Source organism: Paenibacillus glycanilyticus NBRC 16618, assembly GCF_004000805.1.
Taxonomy (GTDB): Bacteria; Bacillota; Bacilli; order Paenibacillales; family Paenibacillaceae; genus Pristimantibacillus; species Pristimantibacillus glycanilyticus.
Genome location: NZ_BILY01000001.1, coordinates 179,435 through 201,735, shown reverse-complemented (window position 1 = coordinate 201,735; position 22,301 = coordinate 179,435). Strand labels below are relative to the sequence as shown.

Annotated in this window: 15 protein-coding genes; all 15 read left to right on the top strand. The window is 48.1% G+C overall.

All coding sequences use genetic code 11. The annotated features are described in order from the left end of the window. Positions 1–83 precede the first annotated feature (83 nt). The 15 genes from PGL01S_RS00750 to PGL01S_RS00680 all read left to right on the top strand — a co-directional run bounded on the left by PGL01S_RS00750 (position 84) and on the right by PGL01S_RS00680 (position 22,289). On the top strand, positions 84–1,490 hold the full coding sequence (locus tag PGL01S_RS00750; protein WP_174806508.1) for an extracellular solute-binding protein: 1,407 nt from the start codon (positions 84–86) through the stop codon (positions 1,488–1,490). Between the two features lie 92 nt (positions 1,491–1,582). Beyond that, a complete protein-coding gene (locus PGL01S_RS00745; RefSeq protein WP_174806507.1) occupies positions 1,583–4,474 on the top strand; it encodes an extracellular solute-binding protein in 2,892 nt (963 codons plus the stop codon). A 16-nt stretch (positions 4,475–4,490) separates the two neighbouring features. After that, the gene (locus PGL01S_RS00740) at positions 4,491–5,456 is read left to right on the top strand and encodes a carbohydrate ABC transporter permease (protein ID WP_127490659.1); all 966 of its coding nucleotides are present in this window, start codon (positions 4,491–4,493) and stop codon (positions 5,454–5,456) included. Positions 5,457–5,485: 29 nt separating this feature from the next. Continuing rightward, complete coding sequence (locus PGL01S_RS00735) at positions 5,486–6,331, top strand: carbohydrate ABC transporter permease (RefSeq protein WP_127490658.1); 846 nt, start codon at positions 5,486–5,488, stop codon at positions 6,329–6,331. Between the two features lie 14 nt (positions 6,332–6,345). Then, positions 6,346–7,812: a hypothetical protein gene (locus PGL01S_RS00730; protein ID WP_127490657.1), complete on the top strand. Its 1,467-nt coding sequence runs from the start codon at positions 6,346–6,348 to the stop codon at positions 7,810–7,812. Then, positions 7,784–8,419, top strand: a complete 636-nt coding sequence (locus tag PGL01S_RS00725) for a YIP1 family protein (RefSeq protein WP_041613544.1) — start codon at positions 7,784–7,786, stop codon at positions 8,417–8,419. The genes PGL01S_RS00730 and PGL01S_RS00725 overlap by 29 nt, the downstream gene beginning before the upstream one ends. Positions 8,420–8,435: 16 nt before the next feature. Further along, positions 8,436–10,988: a DUF5696 domain-containing protein gene (locus tag PGL01S_RS00720; RefSeq protein ID WP_127490656.1), complete on the top strand. Its 2,553-nt coding sequence runs from the start codon at positions 8,436–8,438 to the stop codon at positions 10,986–10,988. Next, positions 10,985–11,899, top strand: coding sequence for a carbohydrate ABC transporter permease (locus PGL01S_RS00715; protein WP_127490655.1), 915 nt, complete (start codon positions 10,985–10,987; stop codon positions 11,897–11,899). The genes PGL01S_RS00720 and PGL01S_RS00715 overlap by 4 nt, the downstream gene beginning before the upstream one ends. Positions 11,900–11,921: 22 nt before the next feature. Beyond that, positions 11,922–12,860 carry a carbohydrate ABC transporter permease gene (locus PGL01S_RS00710; RefSeq protein ID WP_373864141.1) on the top strand — a complete coding sequence of 313 codons (939 nt, stop codon included), beginning with the start codon at positions 11,922–11,924 and terminating at the stop codon, positions 12,858–12,860. Between the two features lie 127 nt (positions 12,861–12,987). Then, positions 12,988–14,241 (top strand): endo-1,4-beta-xylanase, encoded by a 1,254-nt coding sequence (locus tag PGL01S_RS00705; RefSeq protein ID WP_174806506.1) that lies wholly within the window; start codon positions 12,988–12,990, stop codon positions 14,239–14,241. A 100-nt stretch (positions 14,242–14,341) separates the two neighbouring features. Further along, complete coding sequence (locus tag PGL01S_RS00700; protein WP_307719620.1) at positions 14,342–15,496, top strand: SGNH/GDSL hydrolase family protein; 1,155 nt, start codon at positions 14,342–14,344, stop codon at positions 15,494–15,496. 215 nt (positions 15,497–15,711) lie between these two features. Continuing rightward, entirely contained in the window at positions 15,712–17,724 is a 2,013-nt protein-coding gene (locus PGL01S_RS00695; protein WP_127490652.1) for a hypothetical protein, read from the top strand. Positions 17,725–17,949: 225 nt separating this feature from the next. Continuing rightward, positions 17,950–18,873: a sulfate adenylyltransferase subunit CysD gene (gene cysD, locus PGL01S_RS00690; RefSeq protein ID WP_201002135.1), complete on the top strand. Its 924-nt coding sequence runs from the start codon at positions 17,950–17,952 to the stop codon at positions 18,871–18,873. Position 18,874: 1 nt separating this feature from the next. Further along, positions 18,875–20,533, top strand: a complete 1,659-nt coding sequence (locus tag PGL01S_RS00685; protein ID WP_127490651.1) for a GTP-binding protein — start codon at positions 18,875–18,877, stop codon at positions 20,531–20,533. Positions 20,534–20,810: 277 nt separating this feature from the next. Next, positions 20,811–22,289, top strand: coding sequence for an Lsa family ABC-F type ribosomal protection protein (locus tag PGL01S_RS00680; protein ID WP_127490650.1), 1,479 nt, complete (start codon positions 20,811–20,813; stop codon positions 22,287–22,289). Positions 22,290–22,301: the final 12 nt, after the last annotated feature.

The following is a 22,301-nucleotide window of genomic DNA, read 5'->3' as shown; positions in this document are numbered from 1 at the left end:
CATTGACCTATCTGCTGGCGGGTTGTTGACCGGAAATGTAAGCGCTACACTTTTTCCTGTAAACCAATTTAGGGGGGACCAATGTGAGAGTAAGAAAGACGATTATGATGCTTTCGACTTTGATGTTAGCGGCTTCATTAACGGCATGCAGCGGGGGAAGCGGCGGCAACGGCGGCAACGGCAATGCAAGCGGGAACGGCAATAATGCCGATGCGACAGCAAGCAATAATGCCACAGCCTCCAATAATGCCGCAGCGTCGAATAATACCGGCAGCGCGGAAGAGGATACTTCGTCTCCGGAGATGGATTTCGACATGGGAGGCAGAACGATCAAGGTCGTTTCCTGGTGGGATATGACCATCGGAGAGGACAATCCGGACAATATCCAGCGCAAGAAGAACCTGGAGGAGCTTGAGAAGAAGCATAACTTCAAGATGGAATTCGTAGCGGTTGATTACGGCGAATACCAGCAAAAAGTTGTCGCATCGCTCCTTGCCGGTGAACCGCTAGGCGATATTGTGAGACTGGGCAAAAACTACACCATTCCTTCCCTGGTTCAGCAAGATCTGTTATGGCCGGTTGACGAATACACGAAAAACACAAAGGTGTTTAATCCAAAGGCTACCGAATTCATGTCGTACAACGGCCGAGGCTACGCCTTCTCCGAGGGCCAAGGCAACCTGATTACCGGTATTTTCTATAACCGTACCCTCCTTAACAAGCTTGGTATCAAGTCTCCTCAGGATTACGTGAACGAGGACAATTGGAACTGGGATACCTTTACTCAAGTAGCGAAAGACGCGAACAAGGATACGAATAATGACGGCAAGCTGGATACATGGGGACTTGCGTCTGCCGGATTTATGGATCCTGCTCTCGTCTCCAATGAAACAAGCCTGACGAGTGGCGATAAGCAAAATCTGGATGATCCAAAAACCGTTGAAGTCTTTAACTTCCTGTCCAAGCTGGCAACCGAGAAAGTGGCTCGCCCAACCGAGGGCGGGGACTGGACGGAACCGGGGCAATTTTTCCGTCAAGGCAATACGCTTATGTATGCCGGGGCTATGTATGAGATCGGCGGCTTGAAAACGGATATGAAAGACTACGATATCGGTTTTGTACCATTCCCGAAAGGGCCAAGCGCTACCGCGTACCACTCTGCCGAGGGAGCATTCCAGGCTCTGACCATTCCGAAGAGCGTCGAGAATCCGGATCAGCTGGTATACATCTGGGAGAAAATCAACGATATCGATTCCATCTACGATTACGCGGATCAAGCGTCGCTTGAGAGCAACTTCACGGATGAGAAGGATATCCAGAACGCGCGCGACGCAGGCGCAGGCATGCTGGTGCTTGACAGCGCTACGTTCCCTAAATTCCCTTACTATGAAATGATCGGCGAACTGACTTCAGGAAACTCGGTGTCAACCGTGATCGACAAGTATAAAGCGCAGGCTCAAGCTGCCATTGATGAGGTTTACAAAAAGTAACGTTAAAAGCTAATGCCAACAGTCCCCATTAGAATCCTCACAATGGGGACTGTTGCTAAAGCGTAATCTCTTGCCGCAGGAGGGGAGAAAAGTTGAGCAACAAAAAGCGCTACGGAATTGCCATACTGGTTCTACTTGTATTTTTTTTGTCCATATGGGCGTTCTACCCTTCGGGTCAGCCGCATAACGGACGCGCTCAGGCAATGGGCGGATTTCAGGCGGTTACGGATTCCGATAAAGGCGGCTACAACGAGTATTTGAAAAGCTATTCTGCCGATGACAGACCGTCTCAAGTGATCCGAATAGAAGGCGAAAGCTTTGCCGCTACCGTTGGAGAAGGCTTTGAGGTGGCCGATCAACCGGAGGGTCTGAGCGGGAAAGCCGTTATGACGCCGGATGCCGGCTCGATAAGCTGGAACGTTCCTGTCGAGCAAGCCGGACTCTACAATATCCGGATTCATTACTACCCGATGGAGGGGAAAAGCTCCGCCATTGAACGCAAGCTCACGATTAATGACGAGCAGCCGTTTTCAGGAGCTGAAGATCTGTTGTTTGACCGGCTTTGGGGTAACCGCGATGCCGGGATTCAGAGAGACGACCGGGGAAATGATCTCCGTCCAAGGCAAATCGAGCAGCCGGCTTGGCAGCTCAAATCATTTATGGACAGTGAAGGCTATTATGCGGAACCCTATTTGTTCCACTTCGACAAGGGTGTGCAGAAGCTTACGCTGACAGCTTCCCGGGAGCCGATGGCCATCGACTATATCGAGCTGTATCAGGATCAGGCCGTCAAGTCCTACGCGGATATAAAAAAGGATTATGAAGCGGAGGGCTTAAAGCCCGCGAAAGACCAGTATATGATGATTCAGGCAGAGGACGCGGTGCTAAAATCGTCTCCGACGCTATATCCCTTGTCAGACAAATCAAGTCCTTCCGTTATTCCGTATGATGTGTCGAAAATCAGGGTTAACGCAATCGGCGGCGTGAACTGGAAGCTGCCGGGGCAGTGGCTGGAGTGGGATGTGGATGTACAAGAGGATGGATTGTATCAGATCGCATTAAAAAGAAAGCAGGATCAGCTTCGCGGTGTATACAGCACACGCAGTCTGATGATTGACGGGGAATATCCGTTTAAAGAAATGAAGCAGATTCCGTTTAATTTCGATATGGACTGGAAGATGGATGTCTTGGGCGGCGATGAGCCCTATTTGTTCCATTTGACCAAAGGCAAGCATAAGCTCCGTCTGTCCGTATCCCTGGGCGAGATCGCTCCGCTGCTCCAGACGATTGAATCAAGCGTCCTGCAGCTTAATGAGATATACAGAAAGATTCTGATCATTACCTCCAACTCGCCTGATCCTTACCGCGATTACCAGCTGGAGAAGCGGATTCCGGAGATGACGGAGGTGTTCAAGACACAGGCGGCTACCATCAAAAGCGTGGCCGATTATCTCGAACAATCGACAGGCGAACAAAGCGATAAAGTAGCGGTTCTCCATACGATGGTCAATCAGCTTGAAGAGATGGCTGCCAAACCTGAAACGGTTGCTAAACGGCTGGCCGCTTTCAAGATTAATGTCGGAGGACTTGGTACTTGGATATTAAACGTAAGAGTACAGCCGCTTACGCTGGACTATTTAGTTGTATCATCTCCGGAAGCCAAGCTTCCGCGGGCAAGCGCGACCTTCTTCCAAAAGGTTAAGCATGAGCTCGGAGGACTGGTTGCTTCTTACACGGAGGATTACGACAGCATTGGCAATACCAAGCAAAGCGGCAAGTCGATCACGGTATGGATTACGACCGGCCGGGACCAGGCCCAAGTATTAAAGAGCATGATCGATGAGAGCTTCACGCCGGAGTCGAATATATCCGTGAAGCTGAGGCTTGTTCCGGCCAATATTCTGCTTCCCGCAACGCTGGCCGATGAGGGACCGGATGTGGCCATGCAGATTGGGGAAGATGTACCGGTCAACTATGCGATGAGGAAAGCGGCGGCGGATTTGTCCGTATTCCCCGACTTCAAGGAAGTTGCTTCCAGATTCAACGAAAGCGCGTTGGTTCCTTATGAATTCAGCAATGGCACCTATGCCTTGCCGGAGCAGCAGACCTTCCCGATGCTGTTCTACCGGAAAGACGTGCTTGCAGAGCTTGGCTTAACACCGCCTAAAACCTGGCAGGAAGTATACAATATGATCTCTGTGCTGCAGAAGCATAATATGGAATTCTGGCTTCCAATCGATGACGTAAAGAATAATGCGAATCTGACACCGAACGCAACCTTTTCGATGATGCTCTATCAGAATAACGGCAAGTTCTATAGGGATGATGACAAGAAGAGTGCGCTCGATTCGGACATTTCCATGGAAGTTTTTAAGAAATGGACGCAGTTCTATACCAACTATAAGTTTCCGCTGATCGCGGATTTCCCGAACCGGTTCCGTACCGGCGAGATGCCGATTGGGATCGCGGATTATACGACTTACAACAATTTGGCTGTAATGGCGCCCGAGATTAAGGGGCTCTGGGATTTTACGATGGTACCGGGGACGGAAATGCCTGACGGCACGGTAAATCATGAAGTGGCCAGTCATACAACCGCAGTGATGATGCTGGAGAATGCCAAGGATAAGGATGCATCTTGGGAGTTCATGAAATGGTGGACCAGCAAGGAAACGCAAATTGCTTATGGCCGCGAGATGGAAGGATTGCTCGGGGAGGCAGCTCGTTATCCGACTGCCAATATAGAAGCGCTTGAGGAGCTGCCTTGGCCGGTGAAGGATTATCAGAATCTTGAAAGCCAGTGGCAATGGGTAGAGGGGATTCCTCAGGTTCCGGGAGGATATTTCACAGGACGCCATCTGGACAATGCCTTCCGCAAAGTCGTCAACGGCAATGAGAATCCACGCGAGGCATTATCGGATTATCTCTTGTATATCAATGACGAGATCGCGATTAAGAGAAAAGAATTTAAATTACCGAACTAGCTTGGGGGTGAAATCAATGCCTGATCAATCCGTATCCGTTCCTGTGCCTAGGCCCAATCTCGTCCAGCAGCCGGTTAAGGTATCCAGATGGACGCAATTGTTCAAAGAGATTAAGAGAAACAAGCACTATTATATCCTGATGAGCCCGTACATGATTATTTTCACCCTGTTTACGATCATTCCTGTTTTATTCTCGATCTGTCTTAGCTTCTTCTATTTCAATATGCTCGAATTTCCAAGGTTCGTTGGTTGGGATAATTATTCCAGGCTGTTCTTGAATGACGATGTCTTTATGGTTGCCCTGCGCAATACATTCATGTTCGCCGTTATTACAGGACCAATCAGCTATTTCGCCTGCTTTCTGTTTGCGTGGATAATCAATGAGCTGTCTCCGAAGATCCGGGCTGTTATGACCTTGATTTTTTACGCGCCATCCATCTCGGGAAATGTCTATTTCATATGGCTGATCGTATTTTCCGGAGACCGGTATGGTTATTTGAACGGTTTCCTGATCAAATTCGGATTTATTCTGGAACCGATTCAATGGCTTACGAATGAGAAATATATTCTGACCATCGTCATTATCGTTCAGTTATGGCTAAGCCTTGGTACCAGCTTCCTTGCTTTTATCGCGGGGCTTCAGACCATTGACCGGTCTCTGATAGAAGCTGGTACGGTAGATGGAATCCGTAACCGGTGGCAGGAGCTATGGTTCATTACGCTTCCATCCATGAGACCGCAGCTGTTATTCGGCGCAGTTCTTCAAATTACGGCTTCGTTCGCCGTTGCGGATGTTTCCATTGCCTTGGCGGGCTTTCCGAGCGTTAACTACGCAGCGCATACGATCGTCACGCATTTGATGGATTATGGCACGATCCGTTTTGAAATGGGCTATGCATCGGCCATTGCAACCGTTCTCTTCCTGATCATGGTGGGTGCCAACAAGCTGACCCAGAAGCTGCTTAGAAAGGTCGGTGAGTAACGTTGAACAGTTGGACAGCGGTTTTCCGAATGCAAAGAAAGCTTAACCGCTCCTTTACCGTCAGCTTTTTATTATTTCTGCTCCTTGCCGTATTTGGCCTGTTTATGGCCATACCGCTTGTATATGCGATTAACAACGCGTTCAAACCGCTAGATGAGCTGTTTATATTCCCGCCGCGGATTATGGTTAATAATCCTACGCTGGATAACTTTTTCGACTTGTTTGCGTTAATGGGCAATTCCTGGGTTCCGCTGTCGCGCTATATTGCGAATACGCTCGTTATTACGCTTGTAGGAACGTTTGGGCATATCCTGCTCGCGTCGGCGGCAGCCTATCCGCTTGCCAAGCACAAATTCCCGGGTTCCCAGATTATTTTCTCGACGGTCGTTCTGTCCTTGATGTTTTCCGGTACGGTTACGGCCATCCCGAACTATATGATGATGTCATGGCTAGGCTGGATTAATACTCATTTATCGATCATTATTCCATCCCTTGCGTTCCCGCTCGGACTATTCCTGATGAAGCAGTTCATGGAACAGATCCCGGACGCGCTCGTGGAAGCCGCCAAGATTGACGGAGCCAGCGAGTACCGGATCTATTGGCAAATCGTTATGCCGAATGTAAAGCCGGCCTGGCTTACCCTTATGATTCTGCAATTCCCTATGCTGTGGGGCTCTGACGGAGGCAACTTCATATACAGTGAGAACCTGAAGACCCTTCATTATGCATTAGGCCAAATCGCGCTTGGAGGTATTGCCAGGGCAGGCGTTGGCGCGGCAGTTGCGCTTATTTTGATGGTCGTTCCAATTACGCTCTTCATCCTATCCCAGAGCAGTGTCATCCAGACGATGGCAACTTCAGGGATGAAAGAGTAGAAGGGGGGCGAAGCATGATGCGAATACAGAACAAATTGTACCTCCTCCTTGCCTTAACCTTGTTATTAGGCATAGGCACGGGAGGCACTAAGGTGCGGGCTGCGGATGGCGCAGAATCCTATAACTATTCTTACTGGGGATTAACGACCGCGGCTCCGGCAGCTTACCAGGCTAACGTATTGTGGAACGGGGAAAGCATGGGGGCAGGTGCTTTCAAAGATCCAAGCGATTTTCAGGTGACCGCGGATAAACAAATCTATGTTTTGGATTCAGGCAATAACCGGGTCGTTGTGCTGGATGACAAGTTTCATCTCGTAAGGACGATCAGCTCGTTTGTCCGCGACGGGAAAGAGGAGACCTTCAATAACCCTCAAGGGTTGTTCGTTACCGAAGGCAAAGAGCTTGTTATAGCGGACACCGGCAATAAACGGATTGTTCAACTGGATCAGAACAACAATCTGGTAAAAGTTATTGAGGCTCCCAAATCGGATATGCTGTCCGAGAAATTCGATTTTCAGCCGGTACGGGTTGTTGTCGACAAGGCGCAGCGGATATACGTCATGTCCACCGGCGTTTATGACGGCTTTATGGAATTTAGTCCGGACGGCACGTTTACCTCGTTTGTCGGCGCGAACAGGGTCTCCTTTAATCCAACGGATTACTTATGGAAGATGCTGTCGACCAAAGCGCAGCGAAGCCAAATGGTTATGTTTACGCCGACGGAGTTCACAAATCTGGACATTGACAGGGAAGGTTTTATTTATGCAACGAACGGGCAGGACAGCGGGAATGTCAAAAAGCTGAATGCCCAAGGCAATGATATATTGCGGCGAGAAGGCTACTTTGCTCCCGAGGGCGATATCCGCTACATGAGCGCAACCGGACCGTCCCGACTGATCGATATAGATGTTGGCGACAGCGAGATTTATTCCATCCTTGACGGCAAAAGGGGCAGAATTTTCACTTATGACGGAGATGGCCATTTGCTGTATGTTTTTGGCGGGCTTGGCAATCAAATGGGACAATTCAATACGCCGGTAGCCATTGAGCGGCTTGGCGATGAATTCCTCGTACTTGATAAAGCACTTGGCGAGATAACCGTCTTCCAGACAACCGAATACGGCCGCACGCTGAATGAGGCTGTCAGAGCTTATTACAATGGCGACGAGGACAAAGCTTTTACGTTGTATCAAAAGACAATCAGTATGAACGCCAATCTGGAATTTGCTTATGCGGGGATTGGCAAAGCACTGCTTCGTCAAGGCGATTATCATGAAGCCATGAAATATTTCAAGAAGAGCATGGACCAAAAAGGGTATTCCAAGGCATTCCTGCTCTATCGGAAAGAAGTGCTTCGCGAATACTTCCCGGGCATTATGACAGGTATTCTCTTGCTTCTTGTCTGCTGGTTCGGAATAAGCAAATACCGGAAATGGAAAGGAGGGAAAAAGGTTGCCTTTATTAAGCAGAGAGCTGTATAAATATCCGTTATATCTGATTTTGCATCCCTTCAACGGCTTCTGGGAATTGAAATACGAACGCAGCCGGAAGCTGAACCTGATCATTTCCTTTGCCATATTGTTCCTGCTGATTGTTATGAAGATTATGCAGACGCAGTACAGCGGATTTCTTGTCAACATTGTTTATCCGGACAGTATAAACAGCCTGATGGAGAGCTTGTACGTGATCGTACCCGTCTTGTTCTGGTGTATCGCCAATTGGTCGCTGACCACCTTGATGGACGGAGAAGGCAAATTTGTCGATATTTTCACCTCGACTTGCTTTGCCCTGGTTCCGCTTCTGGTTATTCAATTTCCCTGGATTGGCCTGAGCAATCTTATTTCGCTCGAAGAAGTATCCTTTTACCATTTCTTCAGTAATGTGTCCGTGCTTTGGTGTGCCTATCTTCTGTTTGTCGGCAATATGACCGTGCAGCAATATTCGCCGTCCAAGACAATCGGAACAATCATTCTCACCATTGCGGCAATGGCATTTATGGCTTTCTTATGTTTATTGTTTTTTAGTTTGATTCAGCAGATGGTTGCGTTTGTGCAGGTTATACACCAAGAAATCGTGCTCAGGCGTTAGTAAAGGAGGCAAGAAGATGAATAAGGCCAGAATGGCCCTGCTAACCGCATGCTGTCTGGTTGGGATCCTGCTTGCCGGATGCTCGGATTCAGCTTCGGGCAAGCAGGCGGGAGAAGCTGACCAGGCCGCAATGACATTTACGCAGGGAAAGGCTCTGAGCGCTTCCTTCACGGATCCCCTTTTTACTGACATGAAAGGGGTTGCCGAGAATGATCAGCTTCGATTATTCGCGGATGATCAGACTGGCGCTATTGCTATTCTTAATAAGCAAAGCGGAGAGGTTTGGCGCAGCAACCCCCCGGGGAGCAGCGAAGACGCCATTGCCGCCGGCGTGAACAAGGATTTATTATCGTCCCAGATTAAGCTGGATTTCTACAATGATTTCGGGCAGCTTAATTCGATTAATTCCTATACGGACAGCGTTGTTAATAAACAGATTAGCATGGAGAAGCTCCCCAATGGGCTCAGCGTTACCTATCAATTCGGCAAGGTGGAGAAAACGCTGGAAGATATGCCGAAGATGATGAGCAAAGAACGCTTTGATGCCGCCAACAAGAAGTTGGATAAAACCGGGCAGCGCGCGTTAAAAATCGCCTATAAAGAAAATAAGGAACAGACGGCCTATGAACGAAATGACAGTGCGTTAAACGGGCTGCAGCTGGACCGGGCGCTGAAAGCCCTGGAAGCCGCAGGTTATACGGAGGAAGATCTGAAGAAGGATATGGAGGAGCTTCATTTCACCCAGGAGAAAACAGCCCCGAGAATATTCGAGGCGACAATCAAATACACCTTGGATGGCAACAGTCTTGTCGCTGCCGTACCGGTGGCTGACATCCATTATCCTGAAGAGTATCCGGTAAACAGCGTTTCTTTTCTAAATTTCTTTGGGGCAGGCGGAACGGGGGACAAGGGCACGATGCTTGTTCCGGATGGCTCTGGCGCGCTTATTCGCTTTAACAGCGGGAAAACACGTTATCCGTCCTATCAGCAGCTTGTCTACGGCCAAGACAACACGATGGCAAGAACCGAAGATACGTCAAGGGAAGAAGCGGTAAGACTTCCGGTATTCGGTATCATCCGCGAGAACGGCGCTTTCCTCGGCATTATTGAGCAAGGGGAGTCTGTTGCAACGATTAATGCGGATATAAGCGGCAGGCTGAACAGCTATAACTATGTTTACCCGAGCTTTAATGTCATCAACAAAGGTCAAGTAACGCTGGATGCGAACGGCCAGCAGCGCTCGCTTCCGAAGTTTCAGGAAAATCCGATGAAGTCAGACTTTGTTGTCCGATATGCTTTCCTGAGCGGAGAGGATGCCAGCTATCAAGGAATGGCCAGCTACTATAAAGAGTACTTGGTTAATAATAAGGCTCTGCCCGTTCAGGAGAAAGCGGCAGATGGAGAGAATATTCCGTTCTATCTCCAGCTGGACGGAAGCATTTCGGATAAGAAGCATTTTATGGGCATTCCTTACCGTGCGCTAGAGACACTGACGACCTTCAAGGAAGCCAAGTCTATTATCAATCAAATGAAGCAGCTGGATATTCATAATATTAAGTTGAAATATGCCGGATGGTTTAACGGGGGACTTGATCATAAAGTGCCCAAATCGATTTCGGTAGACGGGGAAATTGGCGGAAGCCAAGGGCTGAAGGATCTGGCATCGTTTGCGTCAGGCAACGGCGTTACCCTTTATCCGGACGTAGCGTTTCTTACAGCCAATACCGGCAATGATTTTAATGAATCCAAATCGGCATCACGAACGCTAAGAGGGGATCCGGCAGCGCTATATCCGGCAGATTTGGCATTGAACCGGCGAGATATTTCCAAGTCTCCGTCTTATATTGTTTCGCCTCGGCTTGTGGATAGTTTCGTAGATTCGACCTTGAAAGGCATGAATAAGTTTAATGCGAACGGTATCTCGGTCAGGGATCTTGCCGATCAACTAAACAGTGATTACCGGAAGCATAACCAGATCGACAGGACGGAATCCGAAGAGATTTCCAGAGCAGCGATGGCGAAGCTGAAGGATCAGAAGCTGCAAGTGATGGGTAACGGCGGCAACGCCTATGCGCTTCCGTACCTGTCCGATCTCACGAATGCTCCAATGGGCAATAGCGGATTCAAGCTGGAGGATGAACAGATCCCGTTCTATCAGATGGTGATCCGCGGGAGTGTGGAATATACGGGCGCGCCGTATAACCTTTCGAACTATACGAACGACAAGCAATATATTCTGAAGTGCCTGGAATTTGGCTCTAACGTGTATTTCGAATGGATTTACGAACCGAACTATTCCGTTAAGGATACGGATCATAACGAGCTATACGCCGTGAACTATAAGCTGTGGATGGATAAGGCCGCAGGCATGTACCAGGAAGTTAACAAGGTACTGAAAAATGTGAGGAATGAGCCGATTACCGGACATGAGAAGCTGCAGCAAGGCGTGTATAAAACGGTATACGGAAACGGCTTGTATGTCATTGTCAACTATAACCGCTCACAAGTGACGGTAGAAGGCAAAAGCATTGAAGCCGAGAGCTACTTGACGGGTGGTGACCAATCTTGAAACGGATAGTAAAGCTTGGCATGAAGCATCGAACCTATGCAGAGCAAAAAGCGCTGTTAGGCTTCCTATTTGTATTGCCTTGGCTGCTAGGGTTTATCTTGTTCTTTATCATTCCGCTGGTCAACTCTTTCCGTTACAGTCTCAGCAAGATTGAGGCCAATTCATCCGGAATAAAGATCAGTTATATTGGATTCGAGAACTATATCAATGCCTTGACCGTGAATACCAGCTTTAACCGGACATTAACCGAAGCCATCCTTAACATGGTGGTAAACGTGCCGCTGATCGTCATTTTCAGCTTGTTCCTGGCCGTTCTTCTTAATCAGAAGTTTATCGGTCGCTCGATTGCCCGCTCGATTTTCTTCCTGCCGGTCATTTTGGCATCGGGGGTGATCATGACTCTGGAGACGTCCAGTCTCGTGCAAGCCGTTAATGACCAGAACCAGGGTTCGGGCGGCGCCATTCACGCTTTAGGCGCTTACGAGCTGGCAGGGCTTATGATGGACGCAGGCGTCAGCGAGAGCGTCGTTGATTATTTGACCGGCGCCGTAGAGCGAATCTACCAGATCGTCAGTCAATCCGGCGTGCAGATTCTGATCTTCCTTGCCGGCATTCAGACCATCTCCCCTCAGCTGTACGAGGCATCCAAGATGGAAGGGGCAACCGGCTACGAGGCGTTCTGGAAGATTACTTTTCCGATGGTCAGCCCTCTTATTCTTGTCAATATGATTTATACCATTATTGACTCGTTCTCAAGAAACGGGATGACGGATTTGATTAAAGAGACGGGTTTTACCAACTTCGATTTCGGACTTAGCTCGGCCATGGCATGGTTATATTTTGTGTCTATTATGCTGATCCTGCTCGTCAGCTCCTATATCGTTTCGAAGAAGGTCTTCTATCAAGAATAGAAAGAAGGTGAGCTCATTGATTATGGCCCGATTGTTATCGTTTGAAAGCTGGAAGCGCTGGATTTGGTCATTTGTCAGACTCGTGCTGATTGCCGGACTATCCTTTGTTATCCTGTACCCGATTATTCAAAAAATATCGACAGCGATAAAAGCAAAAACGGATCTCTACTCGCCGATTGTGGTATGGATTCCGGAGCATTATTCGCTCGAGAACTTCAAGAATGCCATCTCCATTATGGATTACTGGAAGACGCTGCTGAATACGTTCACGCTCTCGGCAACCACCACAATTCTGACTGCGATATCCTGCGCTCTGGCGGGCTACGCCTTCGCGAGATTGAAATTCAAAGGCAGCAATCTGCTGTTCGGGGGCGTCATTCTGACGATCATGGTCCCGCCGACAACGATACTTATTCCGATGTACCTGAATTTGAAGGACTTCAGCCTGATGGGGCTTATTCCTCTCATTACGGGAAAATCCGTCAATTTACTGAACTCCTACTGGCCGTTTATCTTAACCTCCATTACGGCGAATTCCTTGAAAGCCGGATTATATATCTTTATTTTCCGGCAGTTTTTCCGGGGCATTCCACGGGAGGTCGAAGAAGCTGCTTATATGGATGGAGCGAGCGTTGGTCAAACGTTCCTGCGCATCATGCTGCCTAACGCGATTCCTTCTATTATTACGGTGCTGCTTTTCTCGTTCGTCTGGCAGTGGAACGACAGCTTTTTCACGACCACCTATCTCACCTCGAGCGACGTGATGTCGACGCAGCTGTCGTCCTTGCCTTATAACCTTTCTATTATTCTTGGCAATGACGCTTCTGCCAAGGATCCGTTCTACTTGAGTATGGTACAGGACACGGGGATATTGCTGGCGATACTGCCTCTTATTGTTTTATATCTGTTCGTACAGCGATATTTTGTTGAAAGTATCGAAAGAACCGGACTCGTCGGATAAAAGGTTTCGATGTCAGTCGAGAACGGGAGTTTTATTTAGAGATAGAACCTACCTCTATACGCGGTCGCTCATCTACCGAGAGGCCGAGGGTAGAGGTTTTCTCATTTCACAAGAAAGCGGGTTGCCAATGTTTCGTATACGCAAAATTGTGCCGGCGGCTATCCTTATCGTCATTGTTCTGATACTGGTGTTGAACAAGTCCGGAGAACCTGGTCAGACTACCGTAGCCAACGTTCAATCAACTGATCAGGCAGCAACTGCTGCTCCGGAAGAGCCGGAGAGCAGCGCAGAGCCGTCGAAGCAGCCGGCTGAAGAAGTTGTGCCTTCCGTACAGATGGATATACCGTCGCTGGCGGATACCTTCAAAAATGATTTCGCTATCGGAGCTGCCATTGAGCCAAACCAATTGAATGGATTATCGGCTGATCTAATGAAAAAGCAAATAAATATGCTCGTTGCCGAGAATGTGATGAAGCCAGCTTCGATCCAGCCGGCAGAGGGCCAATTCAATTGGAATGAAGCGGATCGGATTGTCGCTTTCGCCAAGGCCAATAACATGGCGGTCCGTTTCCATACGCTTGTATGGCATAGTCAGGTGCCGGACTGGTTCTTCAAAGACGTTGACGGCAAACCGATGACGGATGAGACCGATCCCAAGAAGCGGGAAGCTAATAAGAGGCTGCTGCTGGACCGGCTGGATACTCATGTCCGGGCTATTGTTGGCCGTTACAAGGATGACATTACATATTGGGATGTCGTGAACGAAGTGATTGAGCCAGCGGATCCGGACGGCATGCGAAGCAGCAATTGGTACAAAATCACGGGCACCGACTATATTGCGACTGCCTTCCGTGCTGCAAGAGAGGCTGGCGGTCCCGGGATTAAGCTGTATATTAACGATTATGGAACGGATGATCCGAAGAAGCGGGATCGATTGTACGATCTTGTGAAAGAGATGCTTGGGAAAGGTGTTCCGATTGACGGTGTTGGTCATCAGACACACATCAGCGTTTATAACCCGTCGGTTACGAACATTGTTGACTCTATGAAAAAATTCAGGGAGCTGGGGCTCGATAACCAGATTACCGAGCTTGATATGAGCGTCTATAACTGGAACGACCGGACCGACTACGGAGCTGCCGTGCCGGAAGATATCCTGCAAAAGCAGGCACAGCGCTACAGGGAGTTATTCGAAGCATTGAAGTCCAATGCCGGACTGGTCAGCGCTGTCGTGTTCTGGGGGATCGCTGATAATCATACCTGGCTAAGCACGTTTCCGGTCACGCGGACCGAAGCGCCGCTTCTGTTTGACAAGCAGCTGCATGCGAAGCCTGCATTCTGGGCCATCGTGGATCCAAGCTATAAAGTGAATCCGTCCTAAAGCGCTGACGCAGTACAATCGAACCGATGAGAGGTGAATCACGATGATAGAATCCGCAAATGCTGCAAAGAATGATTTTAGCACGGAGAATTATCGCCAAATGATTGCCAGATCATTGCTTGACAAAGGCAATAATAAGAGGCTGAAAGCCGCAATTGCAAAGGCGAAGCGAGGCGATGACGTTACCCTAGCTTTTATTGGCGGATCCATCACGCATGGGGCAGGAGCGGAGCCCCTCCATACCGCCTGCTATGCTTACCTGACCTATACCGCTTTTAAAGAAAGGTTTGGCAAAGACGGCGGCGATCACATCCACTTCATCAAAGCGGGATTGGGAGGAACGCCTTCCGAACTGGGAATGATTCGTTATGATCGCGATGTTCGGAGAGATGGCGCGGTTCAGCCGGATATTGTTATCGTCGAGTTTGCGGTCAACGACGCCGACGATGAAACAAATGGGGTTTGTTACGAAAGTCTCGTACTGAAAGCTCTAGCCGCCGACAATGGACCAGCAGTTGCTTTGCTGTTCAGCGTATTCGAGAACGATTGGAATCTGCAGGACCGCCTTTCCCTTGTCGGCAAGCATTACGGGCTGCCCATGGTAAGCATAAAGGATGCGGTGACGGAACAGTTTTACCAATCAAGAGAAGAGGGCCATGTTATCTCCAAGAAGCAATTTTTCAGCGACATTTATCATCCTACCAACGCGGGGCACCGCATCATGGCCGATTGTTTAAGCTGGCTTTTTTATGAAACCGACCGTCATGCTCCAAATGAAGAGGATATCGTTCTGACTAAGCCGCCTGTTTACGGCAAAGATTTTGCGCATATTCAATTGCTGGACCGGAGCAATTACCAGGAAATAGCTAGCTTCTCGGAAGGCGGTTTTAATGCATCTGATTCCGAATTGCAGTATGCGGAAATGGATGATCATCCAACCGGCACTCCGCAATTCCCTTACAATTGGATGCACACGCCGACAACCGGAAGAAGCGAGAGCTTTATTATGACGATTCATAGCAAAAGCCTTCTTCTTATTTATAAAAATTCCGGAAGCGATGATTTCGGAAACGCCGAAATCTGGGTTAATGGAAAGCTTGCGAGAGTGGCCGAATCCCATACAGTCGAGTGGACGCGCTGCCACGCCTTGATTCTGTACCGGGAATCTGAATCCAGCGAGCATACGGTGGAGATCAGAATGGCCGCTGGACATGAGGGCAAGCGATTTACGATTCTGGGTTTTGGATTTATATAATCATAGCCGGAGCTAGGTTTGGCGAATCGAGAAGATGCGCTGATAAAGCTTTATCACGAGTTTTAGACAATCCACTGACTCAAGTGGATTGTCTTTTTCTCATTGGTGGACCATAGTGGTGGTGTTTTTTTCAAGCTTGGTTAACTTTAGTTAATATACATCTATTATATTTCGCTTTACTCTTATTTAGAAAAATGGTCACAAGGAGAGATTCCATGGCAAATTATTCGGAGCATTACCTTGAGAACTCGAGCCCCTGGCAGACAGGGGAATCCCCTGTTACTGGTTGCTGCTACAACGATCATGCGTATCTTTTCTTTATGCAGCGCATAGCGCAGCACGCCGGTCATGAGACGCGGATCGCCTGCACGAAGACGCGTTCTGCCGGATCCGGCATTGAGGTCATTTGGTCGAACAAGCCCGTCATCCCCAATCAGCCGGTGTCGATTAATGGTAAGGCGGATGTGATGTCTTTCACAGCATGCACGCATGCTGGCGTCATGTATGTTTTCTTCTCGAATCGCAGCGGCAGTGTTGCGCGAACCTCGACGATGGACGGAGAAAATTGGACAGCCCCCGTTTTTTTCGACGGCTTTATAGTTGATGGAGAGCGCCAGATCTCTGCGGCATCCATCGGGCAGCGAATGTTTGTTTTCGGCAGTCGTCATCACGGTGGAGAAGACAAGGCTGTGGTTGCCTGGTCAGATGACGGTCAGACATGGGGGAGCGAGGTTCGCGAGGAATGGAGGAACGTTGGAAATATCAGTATATGCGCTTTCGTCGACCAGTCCGGCTCGCCAAGCCTGAAATACGCAATGGCAACGAAGTACTGGAATGTTTGGTCCGGCATCTATAACTATGAAACGGGCGGTTCGGGTTCGGGATTGTACGTAACCGATATTATCGAGCACACGGAGTTTCGCGGTTCAGCGGAATTCGTCGCTGTCGCCGCGGGATCGGCAAAAGGAGGAAATCATGGCCAGATTGTTCAGATGCTTGTCAACGGATGGCATCGAAAGACGTGGGTCGGCTGGAAGCCGCAACAGAAGAAGGAATATTGCGTCAAGTCCAAAACTTGGTACATAGCCGAGTCACTGAATGAGGGATACGCACGTTACCCGCAATGGGCTCACTACGGCTTGTTTACATACGTACGTGCCATTTCTGCGACTGAACTACGTCAAGAAATCTGGTATGTTTTCAACTATCATAACGTACAGTCATCACTGTATGTCGCACGCTGGGAGTCAGATGAGCTTGTACGTGACGATTTTTCGACATTGCAGCAACCGGTAAGTCGCGATTTTCGTTCGCTAATAGGCGTGGTTGAAGGTCCACCTCCATATATCCTCAACGGACAGCCTTTCCGAGATAGCGTATCCCGATTCCAGTTCGGCTACACCACATCTCTACAGACTTCTGTCACGGCTACGATTAAGATCGGCGTACAGTTGAAAATCGGCGGAAAATCCAGCGATAAAGGATTCCCGTTGCTCGGTTCGTTCCAACTTGGTTCAGAACTGACGCGTAAAACGCAGACGACTTCCGAGATCTCGCAGACATTCGAGAAAATCATTGCACCGATTCCGGGCAAGAACGAATCGACATACATTTATCTCAAGCCTGTCATTACGCGTTACTCGTTCAAGTTAAAGGATTGGTCGGGGCAAGAAATCCCTGGCGTTGTTGTCTACACCTTCACGGTTTCCGATGCCGGCATTGATTTCGACATGAAAAAGAATCTCGATTCGTTCCCTGGCAAACCGGATACGAATTCCTATCAGACTTGGCTCGGCCGATTCAACGGTACGCCTGAGTATGCCGATAGCATTGTAAACGTGCCTGTCGAATGGACAGAGAGCGGCGAGACAAAATATACGCTTAAGTCCGTGACCACCGAGCTGCAGTCACGTGACGATACGGTCAAGGCCGAGGTGAAGGCCGGGATCGATAATATATTCGAAATCGGAGGTAACGCCTCATTCTCGTACACGGTTGAGAAAAAGACGACGAAAACGGAATCAATTGTAGTCACGCTGGCATACCCGCGCGGCAAAGGCGAACCAGAAGATATCGTGAAGGTTGGTCTGCGCGTGTTCGTCTGGTCGCCACGCGAAGGATTTATCGATAAGTGTTATTGGATTCCAGAGAAAGCACGCGATCAGCGTCCGTGGCTTGTCGCTTGGTCGATTGATTTCGTTGAAAAGGAATCGGAGAGACAGCTCTGACATAATGAAATGACTCAAAACCCTTGTGCACAAGGGTTTTCTTTTTCCTACAATGGAATCATACAATCTTGGTTGCATACGGCTGCGTCCTCCTTTTTTAGGAAAACAAGCGTCTCAAAAAAATAAAAGAAAATACTTTATTCCACTTTGCAACAAAGTGAAAATCTGATACGATATAAAATATAGCCTATAGATTTAGTAAGGATTAAAGGGAGGCACTTTTTCATGGACAAATTGACGCTTGATTCCATAGATGCAACAACACATCTGGATCAACTCGAAGCTGAAGCGATTTATATTATTAGAGAAGTAGCGGCGGAATGTGAAAATCCCGTTATGCTGTACTCGATCGGTAAGGATAGCTCCGTGATGCTGCATTTGGCGTTGAAAGCATTTTATCCGGAGAAGCCGCCGTTTCCATTCCTTCATATCGATACAACGTGGAAGTTCAAAGAAATGATTGAATTCCGCGACCGCAAGGCGAAAGAGTTCGGAATCAAAATGCTTGTTCACTCCAATCAGGAAGGGATCGAGCAAGGGATCAACCCGTTCGACCACGGTTCCGCCTATACGGATATTATGAAAACCCAAGCACTGAAGCAGGGCTTGGACAAATACGGATTTACAGCTGCTTTCGGCGGCGGAAGACGCGATGAGGAAAAATCGCGCGCCAAGGAGCGGATTTTCTCATTCCGCAACAAGAACCACGCCTGGGATCCGAAAAATCAGCGGCCGGAAATGTGGAAGCTGTTCAACACCAGAATCAATAAGGGCGAGAGCATTCGCGTATTCCCGATTTCCAACTGGACGGAAAAGGATATCTGGCAATACATTCGCAGAGAGAACATTGATATTGTTCCCCTCTATTTCGCGAAAGAACGGCCTGTCGTCAACCGTGACGGGCAGATGATTATGGTGGATGATGAGCGGATGAAGCTCCAGCCGGGCGAGAAGATTGAAATGGCAAAGATGCGGTTCCGCACATTAGGCTGCTATCCCCTTACTGGCGGTGCACCGTCAGAAGCAGACACGCTGGATGCAATCATTGAAGAAACGCTTGGTGCGGTATCCTCCGAACGGACAACAAGGGTGATCGACCAGGAAGAAGCGGGAAGCATGGAAAGACGTAAACGGGAGGGCTATTTCTAAGATGAAGAGTCTGCTTAAATTTATTACTTGCGGAAGCGTGGATGACGGTAAATCCACCTTGATTGGACATATGCTTTACGAGGCTAAGCTCTTGTTCGCCGACCAGGAGAGAGCGCTCGAGTTAGACAGCAGGCTGGGAAGCCGCGGCGGCAAAATTGACTACTCCTTGCTTCTCGACGGGCTGCTTGCGGAACGCGAGCAGGGGATTACGATTGATGTGGCTTATCGGTATTTCACGACGGATCACCGTTCGTTCATTGTAGCGGACACGCCGGGGCATGAGGAATACACGCGCAATATGGCCGTAGGCGCCTCTTTTGCCGATCTTGCCGTTATTCTGGTGGACGCAACGAAAGGGATTATTACTCAAACCAAGCGCCATACCCGGATTTGCGCCCTTATGGGGATTAAGCATCTGGTATTGGCGGTAAACAAAATGGATCTGGTGGATTTCGATACGGATAAATTTGACGCAATCAAAGAAGAATTTGCGCGCATCACCACTGAATTCCGGTTCGAGAGCATTCAGGTGATCCCCGTTTCCGCAACGGAAGGGGATAATATTACGACGAAATCGCCAAATACGCCTTGGTACAAAGGTCATGCTTTGCTGCCGTATTTGGAGAGTGTTGAAGTTCATGCAAGCGATGACGTGAAACCATTCATGATGCCTATTCAGCGGGTATGCCGTCCGGACCACACCTTCCGCGGATTCCAAGGCCAGATTGAAGCCGGCAGCATCGCAGTTGGCGACGAATTGATTACTTTGCCTAGCCATGAGAAGGCGAAGGTTAAACGAATCCTAGTAACGGACCAAGACCGAAATTCGGCCCATGCGGGGCAGCCTGTTACGATTCAATTAGACCGGGAAGTCGACGTATCGCGGGGTTGCGTGTTTACGAAGGACGATGAGCTCCAAGAGGCAGACAGCTTTAGCTCCACGATTCTTTGGATGGATGATTCTGTCCTGACGCCGGGCAAAGATGTTCTGGTGAAGGTAGGCACGAAGATTCTTCCCGGCACTGTGACGGGAATTAAACACAAAATTGATATTAATACAGGCAATACGGTTACAGCCGATCATGTAGTGAAGAATGAATTGGCTAGATGCGAATTCTCATTATCGGATAGTATTGTTTTTGACAAGTTTGAAAAAAATAAAAGCATCGGTGGGTTTATACTCATCGATCGCGTAACGAATATGACTTCCGCTTGCGGTGTTATTGACGAAGCTCTTCAAAGCTCTGACAATGTCAACCGGATCGATACCGAAATTACCAGAGAGGTTCGCGCCCAGCAAAAAGGACAGCAGCCTTTAACGATCTGGCTCAAAGGTTCCGGTCTGGACCATTCGGTACTCGCCAAGGAAATCGAGAAACGGCTCGTGGCAAGAGGTTATCATACGATGCTGATTGATAACCGCTCAGGAGAATCTTTACGGCAAATCGTAGCCTATGCCACTTTGCTGAACGATGCGGGACTTCTTGCGATAGTACCTGCAGGTTTTACGAACGACAACGACCAAGCCATTGCGCAAGATATCATTGGTCAAGCTTTCCTGCCAATCGAGGTTGCTGCAAATTCTTCCATCGAAGAAGCGGCCAAAGATACCGTGAAGCGTGTCGTGAAGGCTCTCATTCAAGACAGTTATTCCATATAAAAATAAAAAGGAGCGCTGTTAAAGCAGTGCTCCTTTTTATTTAGCTATAACCTTGTTGAACTTTGAAATTTGGCATGCTAAAATTATAATTTTTTATGCGCGATTAGCGGAAAAGAAAAGGAGGGGGAACATGAGTACAGACACGGTGGTTACGCATGATTTACTCCGTATAAGTCGGTAAGTATCCATTCCACTTATACGGAGTAAATGAAGGTCGATGGATATGTGCCGACTTTTTATAAAGAAGCAAGTTGTTTATAAAAAGGAGGAACTTACCATGTCAATGATTCATGTACAAAACCTGACATTTTCATATCCCAGCAGCTTTGATCCTATTTTTGATGACGTTAGTTTTCAAATCGACACGGATTGGAAGCTTGGTTTTATTGGCCGCAACGGTCGAGGCAAGACAACTTTTTTCAATCTGTTATTAGGGAAATACGAATACAGCGGTAATATTGTCTCGTCGGTAGAATTTAATTATTTTCCGTATCCGGTCTCGGACAAAAGCAGACTCACCTACGAAATATTGGAAGAGATTTGTCCTCAAGCAGAGGATTGGCAATTTCTTCGGGAAATATCTTATTTGGAAGTCGATGCTGAAGTGATGTACAGACCGTTCGAAACGTTATCGAATGGGGAACAAACGAAGGTGTTGCTGGCTGCGCTTTTCTTGAACGAAGGGCAATTTCTATTAATCGACGAACCGACCAATCATTTGGATACCCATGCAAGGAAGATGGTTGCCAAATATTTAAAAAGGAAAAAAGGGTTCATTTTAATTTCGCATGATAGAAAGTTTTTGGATGGCTGCGTAGATCATATCTTATCCATAAACAGAGCCGATATAGAGGTTCAAAGCGGTAATTATTCCTCTTGGAAGCTGAATTTCGATAGACAGCAGGAACATGAGGAAAAAACGAATGAGCGTTTACAGAAAGACATTGGAAGGCTGCAGCAATCTTCCAAGCGTTCAGCTAATTGGTCCAATCAAGTGGAAGCCTCCAAAAATGGCACAACGAATTCGGGGTCTAAGTTGGACAAGGGCTTTGTAGGACATAAAGCCGCAAAAATGATGAAACGCGCAAAGAGCCTGGAAGCAAGGCAAAATAAAGCAATCGAAGAGAAGTCTACGCTGCTTAAAAACGTGGAAAAAACGGAGTCTTTGCAATTAGAACCTCTAGAATACAAATCAAAAGAACTGATGCAGTTATCGGACGTGTCCGTCATGTATGATGGTGAATTCGTGAATAAGCCATTAAGTTTTAAGGTGGAAGCGGGAGACCGGATCGTGCTTGATGGCAAAAACGGCAGTGGAAAGAGTAGTATTCTAAAATTAATTCTAGGGGAGCCACTGCGGCATACGGGCACAGTGAACGTTAGCTCCAGCCTCGTCATTTCGTATGTACAGCAGGATACCTCTCATTTAAAGGGAAAGCTGTCCGACTTTATTGAAGAACATCAGATTGACGAACCGATCTTTAAATCCGTTCTGCGTAAGATGGACTTTGACCGGATCCAGTTCGAAAAAGATATATCCCACTATTCCGGCGGCCAGAAGAAAAAGCTGCTTATCGCTAAAAGCTTATGCGAGAGAGCCCATTTGTATATTTGGGATGAGCCGCTAAACTTTATCGATGTTTATTCACGCATGCAAATAGAAGAGCTTATTAAAAGCTTTAATCCAACCATGATTTTTGTTGAGCATGACCGGATCTTCCAAGAGGAAATTGCAACGAAAACGGTAGCCCTATAGTTATGCCTTTAA

Bases quoted from the DNA above. Each gene is read 5' to 3' on its own strand.
- PGL01S_RS00740 (WP_127490659.1), top strand. From the start codon at position 4,491: ATGCCTGATCAATCCGTATCCGTTCCTGTGCCTAGGCCCAATCTCGTC.
- PGL01S_RS00735 (WP_127490658.1), top strand. From the start codon at position 5,486: ATGCAAAGAAAGCTTAACCGCTCCTTTACCGTCAGCTTTTTATTATTT.
- PGL01S_RS00730 (WP_127490657.1), top strand. From the start codon at position 6,346: ATGATGCGAATACAGAACAAATTGTACCTCCTCCTTGCCTTAACCTTG.
- PGL01S_RS00720 (WP_127490656.1), top strand. From the start codon at position 8,436: ATGAATAAGGCCAGAATGGCCCTGCTAACCGCATGCTGTCTGGTTGGG.
- PGL01S_RS00710 (WP_373864141.1), top strand. From the start codon at position 11,922: ATGGCCCGATTGTTATCGTTTGAAAGCTGGAAGCGCTGGATTTGGTCA.
- PGL01S_RS00705 (WP_174806506.1), top strand. From the start codon at position 12,988: ATGTTTCGTATACGCAAAATTGTGCCGGCGGCTATCCTTATCGTCATT.
- PGL01S_RS00700 (WP_307719620.1), top strand. From the start codon at position 14,342: ATGATTGCCAGATCATTGCTTGACAAAGGCAATAATAAGAGGCTGAAA.
- PGL01S_RS00695 (WP_127490652.1), top strand. From the start codon at position 15,712: ATGGCAAATTATTCGGAGCATTACCTTGAGAACTCGAGCCCCTGGCAG.
- cysD (WP_201002135.1), top strand. From the start codon at position 17,950: ATGGACAAATTGACGCTTGATTCCATAGATGCAACAACACATCTGGAT.
- PGL01S_RS00685 (WP_127490651.1), top strand. From the start codon at position 18,875: ATGAAGAGTCTGCTTAAATTTATTACTTGCGGAAGCGTGGATGACGGT.
- PGL01S_RS00680 (WP_127490650.1), top strand. From the start codon at position 20,811: ATGTCAATGATTCATGTACAAAACCTGACATTTTCATATCCCAGCAGC.